This window comes from Pseudomonas sp. 43NM1, assembly GCF_002836905.1.
GTDB lineage: Bacteria > Pseudomonadota > Gammaproteobacteria > Pseudomonadales > Pseudomonadaceae > Aquipseudomonas > Aquipseudomonas prosekii.
In genome coordinates, this window is sequence record NZ_MKGS01000042.1 from 1 (window position 1) to 9,827 (window position 9,827).

The 9,827-nt window shown below is 63.6% G+C and carries 2 protein-coding genes; both read left to right on the forward strand.

The window, feature by feature from the left end; all coding sequences use genetic code 11:
• Nucleotides 1-5,578, forward strand: a 5,578-nt coding sequence (locus BI292_RS06140; protein WP_157831215.1) for a non-ribosomal peptide synthetase, incomplete at its 5' end; no start/stop codon positions are given.
• Nucleotides 5,575-9,827 (forward strand): non-ribosomal peptide synthetase (locus tag BI292_RS06145; RefSeq protein ID WP_157831216.1); only part of this gene is annotated, 4,253 nt, incomplete at its 3' end. The genes BI292_RS06140 and BI292_RS06145, both read left to right, overlap by 4 nt.

Below are 9,827 nucleotides of genomic sequence, written 5' to 3' on the forward strand. Positions count from 1 at the left end.
GAGCCAGCGGTTGCGCGAACAGGCGCGGCAACTCGGGGTCAGCGCCGCCAGCGTGCTGCACCTGGCGTGGGCGCAGGTGTTGGGCCAGGTTACCGGGCGCGAAGACGTGGTGTTTGGCACCGTGCTGCTCGGTCGCATGCAGGGCGGCGAGGGCGCCGACCGCGCGCTGGGAATGTTCATCAATACCCTGCCGTTGCGCATCAGCGTCGATGCGGTCGGCGTGCAATCGGCGGTCCGTGCGACCCATGCGCGGCTCTCGCAATTGCTCGGTCACGAACATGCATCGCTGTCGCTGGCCCAGCGTTGCAGCGGCGTGCCTTCGTCACTGCCATTGTTCAGCGCACTGCTTAACTATCGGCTGAGCGCGGCGGACGAGGGTGGCCAGCGCTTTGTCGGTTGGCCCGGCATCGAGGTGTTCAATGTGCGCGGGCGCAGCAATTACCCGTTGGTGCTGAACGTCAACGATGCCGGTGAAGGCTTTCGACTGGGCGTGCAAACCCTGGCCTCGGTCGGCGCCGGGCGCGTGGCCGAATACGTTTACACCGAGCTTGAACAACTGATCCAGGCGCTGGAGCAAACCCCGCAGCGGGCGCTCAACGAGTTGTCGATCGTGCCGGCGCACGAACGCGCGCAAGTGCTGCACACCTTCAATATCACCGACACGCATTATCCGAGCCCGCAGACCTTGCACGGTTTGTTTAAAGCGCAGGCGCAGTTGCGCCCATATGCGCTGGCGGTGGTTCAGGGCTCGCAGGAGCTGAACTATCAGCAACTCAACCGTCGCGCCAACCAGTTGGCCCATCATCTGGTCCAGCACGGGGTCAAACCGGATGACCGCGTGGCGCTCTGCGTGCGGCGCGGGCCGGACATGCTTGTGGGGCTGTTGGCGATTCTCAAGGCGGGCGGCGGTTACGTGCCGATTGATCCGGCGTACCCGCCGGAGCGCATCGCTTATCTGTTGCAGGACAGCGCGCCCGTCGCGGTGTTGGCGCAAAGTGCAACCCGCGCTTTGCTCGGTGACATCCCGCTGATCGACCTCGACGGGGCGACCTGGCAACAACAGTCCATCGCCGACCCGCTGATCGCCGGTTTGAGCCCGGCGCACCTTGCGTATGTGATCTACACCTCGGGTTCGACCGGTTTGCCGAAAGGCGTGATGGTTGAGCATCACACCGTGGAAAACCTCGTGCACTGGCACTGCGAAGCGTTTGATCTGGGCCAGGACAGCCAGACCTCAAGCGTCGCCGGGTTTGGTTTTGATGCGATGGCGTGGGAGGTCTGGCCAGCGCTGTGCAGCGGCGCCACCTTGCATTTGCCGCCGGCGGATGTCGGCAACGAGAACATCGATGAGCTGCTGAATTGGTGGCAAGCGCAGCCGCTGGACGTGAGTTTCCTGCCGACGCCGGTGGCCGAATACGCGTTCAGCCAACACCTCGAACACCCGACCTTGCGCACGTTGCTGATCGGCGGCGACCGTTTGCGTCAATTCGCTCGCCAGCAAACCTTTGCGGTGATCAATAACTACGGTCCGACTGAGGCTTCGGTAGTCGCGACCTCGGGACGAATGAACGTCGGCGAGCCGCTGCATATCGGCCAGCCAATCGCCAATGCGCGGATTTACTTGCTCGATGAACAGCAACGGCCAGTGCCGATCGGCGTCGCCGGCGAGTTGTACGTGGCCGGCGCCGGGGTCGCGCGGGGTTATCTGCATCGTGCGCAAATGACTGCCGAACGCTTTCTTCAGGATCCTTTCGTCGAGCATTCGCGGATGTACCGCACCGGTGATCTTGCGCGGTGGCTGGCCGACGGCAGCCTCGAATACCTCGGTCGCAACGACGATCAGGTAAAGATCCGTGGCATGCGCATCGAACTCGGCGAGATCGAAGCAGCATTGTCCAGTCACGCCGGGATCAAAGAGGCGGTGGCGCTGGTGCGCGACGAGCGCCTGAGCGTCTGGTTCGTCGAACACACGCCACTGCTGATCGAAGACTTGCGCGACCATTTGCAGGGGCAGTTACCGGAGTACATGGTGCCTTCAGCGTATGTGCGCCTCGACCATTTGCCGCTGACCGCCAACGGCAAACTTGATCGCAAGGCCTTGCCCGAACCGGACCAATCCGCGCTGCTGAATCGCGAGTACGAGGCGCCGCAAGGCAAGGTTGAAGCGGCGTTGGCGCAAATCTGGGCCGACGTGCTCAAGGTTGAACGTGTCGGTCGGCAAGACAATTTTTTCGAACTCGGTGGCCATTCGCTGCTCGCCGTCAGCCTGATCGAACGCATGCGCCAGCAAGGCTTGAGCGCCGACGTGCGTGTGCTGTTCAGCCAACCGACATTGGCTGCGCTGGCCGCTGCGATTGGCAGTGGCCGCGAAATCGTGGTCCCGGCCAATCGGATAACTGCGGGTTGCCAGCACATTACCCCAGACCTGTTGCCGCTGGTCGACCTCGACCAAGCCACCATCGACCAAGTGCTCGCCAACGTGCCCGGCGGCGGCGCCAACGTGCAGGACATTTACCCGCTCGCGCCGTTGCAGGAAGGCATTCTTTACCACCACATCACCGCCGAGCAGGGCGACCCGTACCTGCTGCAATCGGCGCTGGCATTCGACAGCCTCGAGCGCCTGCAAGCGTTCGCCCAGGCGTTGCAAAAAGTCATCGACCGTCACGACATCCTGCGCACCGCGGTGGTTTGGCAAGGGTTGAGCCAGCCACTGCAAGTGGTCTGGCGTCAGGCGCAATTGTTGCTATTGGAAGCCCCGGCCGATCAACTGCCCGAGCGCCTCGACCTGACCCAGGCACCGCTGATTCGTATGTTCTACACGCGCGACCCGCTGCAGCAAAATCGAGTGGAGGCGACGTTGCTGTTCCACCACATCGCCCTCGACCACACCGCGCTGGACGTGGTTCGTGGCGAAATTCACGCCTTGTTGTTCGGTGGCGGGCAACTGCCCGGCGCCGCGATGCCTTATCGCAATTACGTGGCTCAGGCGCGGCGCGGCGTCAGCGAGGAGGAACACGAAGGCTTCTTCCGCGACATGCTCGGCGACATTGACGAGCCGACGCTGCCGTTCGGTTTGCACAATGTGCAAGGGCATGGCGCCGCTATCGAGCAGGCGCGACAGCCATTGCCGGTAGAGTTGAGCCAGCGTCTGCGCGTGCAAACGCGGCTGCTTGGGGTCAGCGCCGCCAGCCTGTTTCATCTCGCCTGGGCGCAGGTGTTGGGCGCCACTTCGGGCAAGGACGCGGTGGTCTTCGGCACGGTGTTGATGGGCCGCATGCAGGGCGGCGAGGGCGCCGACCGTGCCTTGGGTTTGTTCATCAATACCTTGCCGTTGCGCGTGGATCTCGGTGAAAACGCCGTGCGCGATGCGCTCAAAGCGACCCATGTGCGGCTCAGCGCATTGCTCGGCCACGAACATGCGTCGCTGGCACTCGCGCAACGTTGCAGCGCGGTGGCGGCGCCATTGCCGCTGTTCAGCGCGATGCTCAATTATCGCCACAGTGACCCGCAGCACACCGCGCAAAACCAGTGGCCAGGGATTCAAACGCTGACCAGCGACGAACGCACCAACTACCCGCTGACGCTGAATGTCGATGACTTTGGCGAAGGTTTCATGCTCAGCGCGATGACCGTTGCCGAGGTCGGCGCCCAGCGCATCTGCGATTACCTGCACACGGCGCTGGAAGGTCTGGTCGGTGCGCTGGAGCAGACGCCGCAACGCGCCCTCAATCGCTTGCCGATCCTCACTGCGCGGGAGCGTGAACACCTGCTGTTTGAACTGAATGCCACTGAAGCCGATTACCCGCTGGAGCAAACCATTCATGGCTTGTTCGAAGACCAGGCGCAACGCACGCCTCAGGCGCCAGCGGTGCTCGCCGGCCCGCAACGGCTGAGCTATCGCGAACTGAATGAGCGCGCCAACCAACTGGCCCATCATTTGCGCGAACACGGCGTCGGGCCGGATTCGCGGGTGGCGATCTGCGTTGAGCGCGGGCTCGACATGGTCGTCGGCCTGCTGGCCATTCTCAAGGCTGGCGGCGGTTATGTGCCGCTCGACCCGAGCTATCCGCTGGAGCGTCTGGCCTACATGCTTGAAGACTGCGCGCCGGTCGCGGTGCTGGTGCAAAGTGGCACGCGTGGTTTGCTCGGTGCCGTTGCAGTGCCGGTGATCGATCTCGAGGTTGATCAGTCGCTGTGGCAAGCGCAGCCAATCGCCAATCCGCAGGTTGCGGCGCTGACGCCGCGACACACGGTGTACGTGATTTACACCTCGGGCTCGACCGGTCAACCCAAAGGCGTGATCAACGAACACCGCGCGGTGGTCAACCGTTTGCTGTGGATGCAGGACGCTTACAACCTGACGCCGACCGACGCGGTGTTGCAGAAAACCCCGTTCAGTTTCGACGTGTCGGTGTGGGAATTCTTCTGGCCGCTGATGACCGGCGCGCGACTGGTGATGGCGCGCCCGGAAGGGCACAAGGACCCGGCCTACCTCTGCGAAGTGATTGCCGCCGAGCAGATCACCACGCTGCACTTTGTGCCGTCGATGCTCGACGTGTTCCTCGCCCACGGCGACGTCGCTGCCTGCCACGGCGTGAAAAACGTGATGTGCAGCGGCGAAGCGTTGCCGGGCAGTGTGGTGCGGCGTTTCCAGGCGCAATTACCCGCCACTCAGTTGCACAACCTCTACGGCCCGACCGAAGCGGCGGTTGACGTCACCGCGTGGCATTGCGCCGGGCCTTCAACGCAAGTGCCGGACAACACGCCGATTGGCAAACCGATTGCCAATACGCGCATTTATTTGCTCGACGCGCACCGGCAACCGGTGCCTCTGGGGGTGATCGGCGAGCTGTACATCGGCGGCGTGCAAGTCGCCCGCGGTTACCTGAACCGCGCGCAACTCAACGCCGAACGCTTTCTCCAGGACCCGTTCAGCGACGATCCAAACGCGCGCATGTACCGCACCGGCGACGTTGCGCGGTATCGCGCCGACGGCAATATCGAGTACCTGGGACGCAACGACGACCAGGTGAAAATCCGTGGTTTGCGCATCGAACTCGGGGAAATCCAGGCGCGCCTGACTCAGTGCAGCGGCGTGCAGGAAGCCGTGGTCCTCGCTCGCGAAGACGTGCCCGGCGATAAACGCCTGGTCGCCTGGTACACCGGCATCGCGCAGGACATCGAAGCGCTGCGCGGCAATTTGCTGCAACACCTGCCGGACTACATGGTGCCGGCACTGTTCGTCCACCTCGACGCCTTGCCCCTGAGCCCCAACGGCAAACTCGACCGCAAAGCCTTGCCGGCCCCGGGCCTGAGCGCAATGCGAGTCCACGAATATCAGGCGCCGATTGGCGATACCGAAATACTGCTGGCGCGGCTGTGGGCCGAGTTGTTGCACGTCGAACAGGTCGGGCGCGACGACAATTTCTTCGAACTGGGCGGCCACTCGTTACTGGCCGTGAGCCTGATGGGCCGCTTGCGTCAGGAGGGCCTTGAAGCCGATGTGCGCACGTTGTTCGAACACCCGACGCTGGCGGGCTACGCCGCTGTAACCGAACGAATGGAGATCGTCCTGTGAGCGTGATCGAATTACTCGCGACACTCAAAGCCAAGGATATTCAGCTGTCGCTCAAGGGTGATCAGCTGCTGGTGCAAGGCAACAAACAGGCGCTCAGCGAGCCGGCCATCCTTGCCTCGATGCGCGAACACAAACCGGCGCTGATCGCGATGATCCGCGCCGGGGACTATTCGCCGAGTCGCGCCGGTTCGGTCGAGGTGCCGGCCAACGCGATCCTCCCCGGCACCACGTGTATCACCCCGTCGATGCTGACCCTGGCGACACTTGATCAGGCCGCCATCGAGCGCATCGTCGCCACCGTGCCCGGCGGCGCGGGCAATGTGCAGGACATTTACCCGTTGGCGCCGTTGCAGGAAGGCATCCTGTTCCACCACGTCAGCGCCGCACAGGGCGACCCGTACATCATGCAATCGCGGTTCGCCTTCGACAGCCGCGAACGCCTCGACGATTTTGTCCGCGCCTTGCAGGGCGTCATCGACCGTCACGACATCTTGCGCACCGGGGTGGTCTGGCAAGGGCTGGAGCGACCGATGCAAGTGGTCTGGCGACAGGCGACGTTGCCGGTCGAAGCGCTGCACCTCGACCCGGCTAACGGCGAGATCGCCGCTCAGTTGCACCAGCGTTTCGACGGTCGGCGTTACCGAATCGATGTGACCCAGGCGCCGTTGCTGCGGCTGGTGCACGCGTGGGATGCGCCGAGCCAGCGCATCGTTGCGATGCTGATGTTTCACCACATGGCCCTCGACCACAGCGCGCTGGAAGTGGTGAGCCAGGAAATGCAGGCGTTCCTGCTCGGGCGCAGCGCACGGCTGGGCGACGCGGTGCCATTTCGCACTTACGTGGCTCACGCGTTGCTCGGGGTCAGCGAACAGGAGCACGAAGCGTTTTTCCGCGAGATGCTCGGCGATATCGATGAACCGACCTTGCCGTTCGGTTTGCAGGATGTGCAGGGCGACGGCCACGCCATCGAAGAGGCCCGCCGCGAGGTTGATGCCGAGCTGGGCCGGCGTCTGCGCACGCGGGCGCGACACTTGGGCGTGAGCGCCGCGAGTCTGTTTCACCTGGCGTGGGCGCAGGTGCTGGCGGTGGTGTCCGGCAAGCAGCGGGTGGTGTTCGGCACGGTGCTGATGGGGCGCATGCTTGGTGCCGACGCGACCGACCGCGCGTTGGGAATTTTCATCAATACCTTGCCGTTTCGCGTCGATATCGGCGGCGCATCGCTGCACGCCGCGGTCAAGGCGACCCATGCGCGCCTGACCACATTGCTGCGCCACGAACATGCGCCGCTGGCCCTGGCCCAACGCTGCAGCGCAGTCGTGGCGCCGACGCCGCTGTTCAGCGCATTGCTCAACTATCGGCACAGCGCCTCCAGCGCCGCCAATGCCAGTGCCGAAGCGCTCGCGGCGTGGCGCGGCATCGCGGCGCTGAGCAGCGAAGAGCGGACCAATTACCCGCTGACCTTGAGTGTCGATGACCTCGGCGAACATTTTGCCCTGACCGCACTGACGGCGCCCGGCATCGACGCGGCGCGCATCTGCGGTTACTTGCATCAGGCCCTGGAAAACCTCGTGTGGGCGCTTGAGCAACCGGCTGATCCGGCGAGCACGCGGTTGGCGATTATTCCGCCGAGCGAGCGCCGGCAATTGTTGCTCGGTTTCAACGACACGCGCCGCGATTACCCGGATCAACTGACCGTGCACGGCGTGTTTGAAGCGCTGGCACTCGCGCAGCCCGAGGCGATTGCCGTGGTCCACGGCGAGCAAATCCTCAGTTATCGGCAACTGAATATCCGCGCCAATCGCCTGGCTCATCACCTGATCAGCCTTGGGCTCAAACCCGGCGACCACGTCGCGATCCTGCTGGAGCGCTCGGTGGGTTTGCTGGTCAGCCAATTGGCGATCAGCAAGTGCGCGGCGGCCTATGTGGCGCTGGACATTCACGCGCCGGCCGAGCGCCAGCGTTTTATGGTCGAGGACAGTCGGGCGCACTGTGTGCTGAGCCCAGCCAGCGCCAGCCTTGATTTTCCCGCCCGGCGCATCGACCCGGACCAATTGCCATCCGGCGAAGATGTGCCGACGCACAATCCGCAGCTTGCGCAGTCCGCGGAGGCGCTGGCGTACATCATGTACACCTCTGGTTCGACTGGCACACCAAAAGGCGTATTGGTCCCGCACCGGGCGATCACGCGACTGGTGATCAACAACGGTTACGCCGATTTCAATCCGCAGGATCGCGTGGCGTTCGCCTCTAATCCGGCATTTGACGCGAGCACCATGGACGTCTGGGGGCCGCTGCTCAATGGCGGGCAAGTGCTGGTAATTGATCGGCAGACGCTGCTCGATCCCACGCGTTTCGGTGAGGTGTTGAGTCAGTCCGGGGCAACCGTGTTGTTTGTCACCACGGCGTTGTTCAATCAATACGTGCAACTGATTCCCGAAGCGCTGAAGGGCTTGCGAATTCTGCTGTGCGGCGGCGAGCGCGCGGACCCGGCGGCTTTTCGGCGTTTGCTGGCCTTCGCTCCAGAACTGCGCTTGGTGCACTGCTACGGGCCGACTGAAACCACCACTTACGCAACCACTTATGAAGTGAAATCCTTAGCGGCCGATGCCGACAGCGTGCCGATTGGCCGGCCGATTTCCAACACGCAGATCTATCTGCTGGACGCTTTTCAGCAACCCGTGCCAATCGGCGTTGTCGGCGAAATCTGCATCGGCGGACAGGGCGTGGCCAAGGGGTATTTGAATCGCCCGGAGCTGACTGCCGAAAAGTTTGTGCCTGACGTGTTCAGTGGCAATCCTCAGGCCTTGCTGTACCGCACCGGCGACCTCGGCCGCTGGAACGCGCAAGGCTTGCTGGAATGCCTTGGGCGTAATGACGATCAGGTGAAAATCCGTGGTTTCCGCATCGAATTGGGCGAAATAGAAGCACGCTTGGCAACCTGCCCCGGAGTCAAAGACGTCGTCGTTCTGGCCCGCGAGGACGTGCCGGGTGACAAGCGCCTGGTGGCTTATTACACCGTGCACGGCGCGGCGTTGAGCGGCGAAAGCCTGCGCGCTCATATGCAAAATTCGCTGCCGGACTATATGATCCCATCCGCCTGCGTGCACCTGCCAAAGCTGCCGCTGAACGCCAACGGCAAGGTCGAGCGCAAAGCATTGCCGGCCCCCGATCACGCGGCGCTGCTGACCCGCGAATATCAGGCGCCGCAGGGTGAAATCGAAACCGTGCTGGCACAGATCTGGGCCGAAGTGCTGCAAGTCGAGCAGGTCGGCCGCGAGGATCACTTTTTCGAACTGGGCGGCCATTCGTTGCTGGCCATGCGCATGGTCTCGCGCGTTCGTCTGCGTTTAGGTGTCGAGCTGGCCTTGAATGAACTGTTCGCCAACCCGCAACTGAGTGCGGTCGCGCAGGTGCTGGCCGAAGCCGGGCGCAGTACTTTGCCGGCGATCATGGCTGGCGCGGATGACGAAGGATCGCCTCTGTCGTTTGCGCAGCAGCGCTTGTGGTTTCTCGCGCAAATGGACGGCGGCAACAGCGCCTACAACATTGCGGCGAGCCTCAGGCTGCGCGGGCGGCTCGACGTCGCGGCGCTGCAACGGGCGTTGGCGCGCATCGTCGAGCGGCACGCCACGTTGCGCAGCCGGTTTGTCGAGCATCAGGACCAGCCGCAGGTGTCGATCGACGCCGCTGCGACGTTGCGTCTGCAAATCGAAGACTGGCGTGATCAGGCGCAATCGCCGCAGGCATTACGCGCGCGGATTCAGGCCGAAGCGGCGCAGCCGTTTGATTTGCAGCATGGCCCGTTGATTCGCGGCAGTTTGCTGACCCTCGCCGATGATCACCACGTGTTGCTGGTTTCCCTGCATCACATCGTTGCCGATGGCTGGTCGATGGGCGTGCTGACCGCTGAGTTGATCGCTTTGTACCAGGCATTCAGTCAGGGCGAGGCCGATCCGCTGCCGGCGCTGGCCGTGCAATATGGCGACTTTGCCCGGTGGCAGCGGCGCTGGTTGAGCGGCGAGCTGCTGCAACGCCAGAGCGAATATTGGCAACAAGCGCTGGCCGGCGCCCCGGCCCTGTTGCTGTTGCCGACCGACCGGCCACGCCCGGCGCAGCAGGATTACGCCGGCAGCAGCGTCGACATTCGTCTCGATGAACAACTGACGGCGGCGCTGAAGGCGTTGAGTCAGCGCCACGGCACCACGCTGTACATGATGCTGATGGCGGCGTGGGCCGCGGTGTTGAGTCG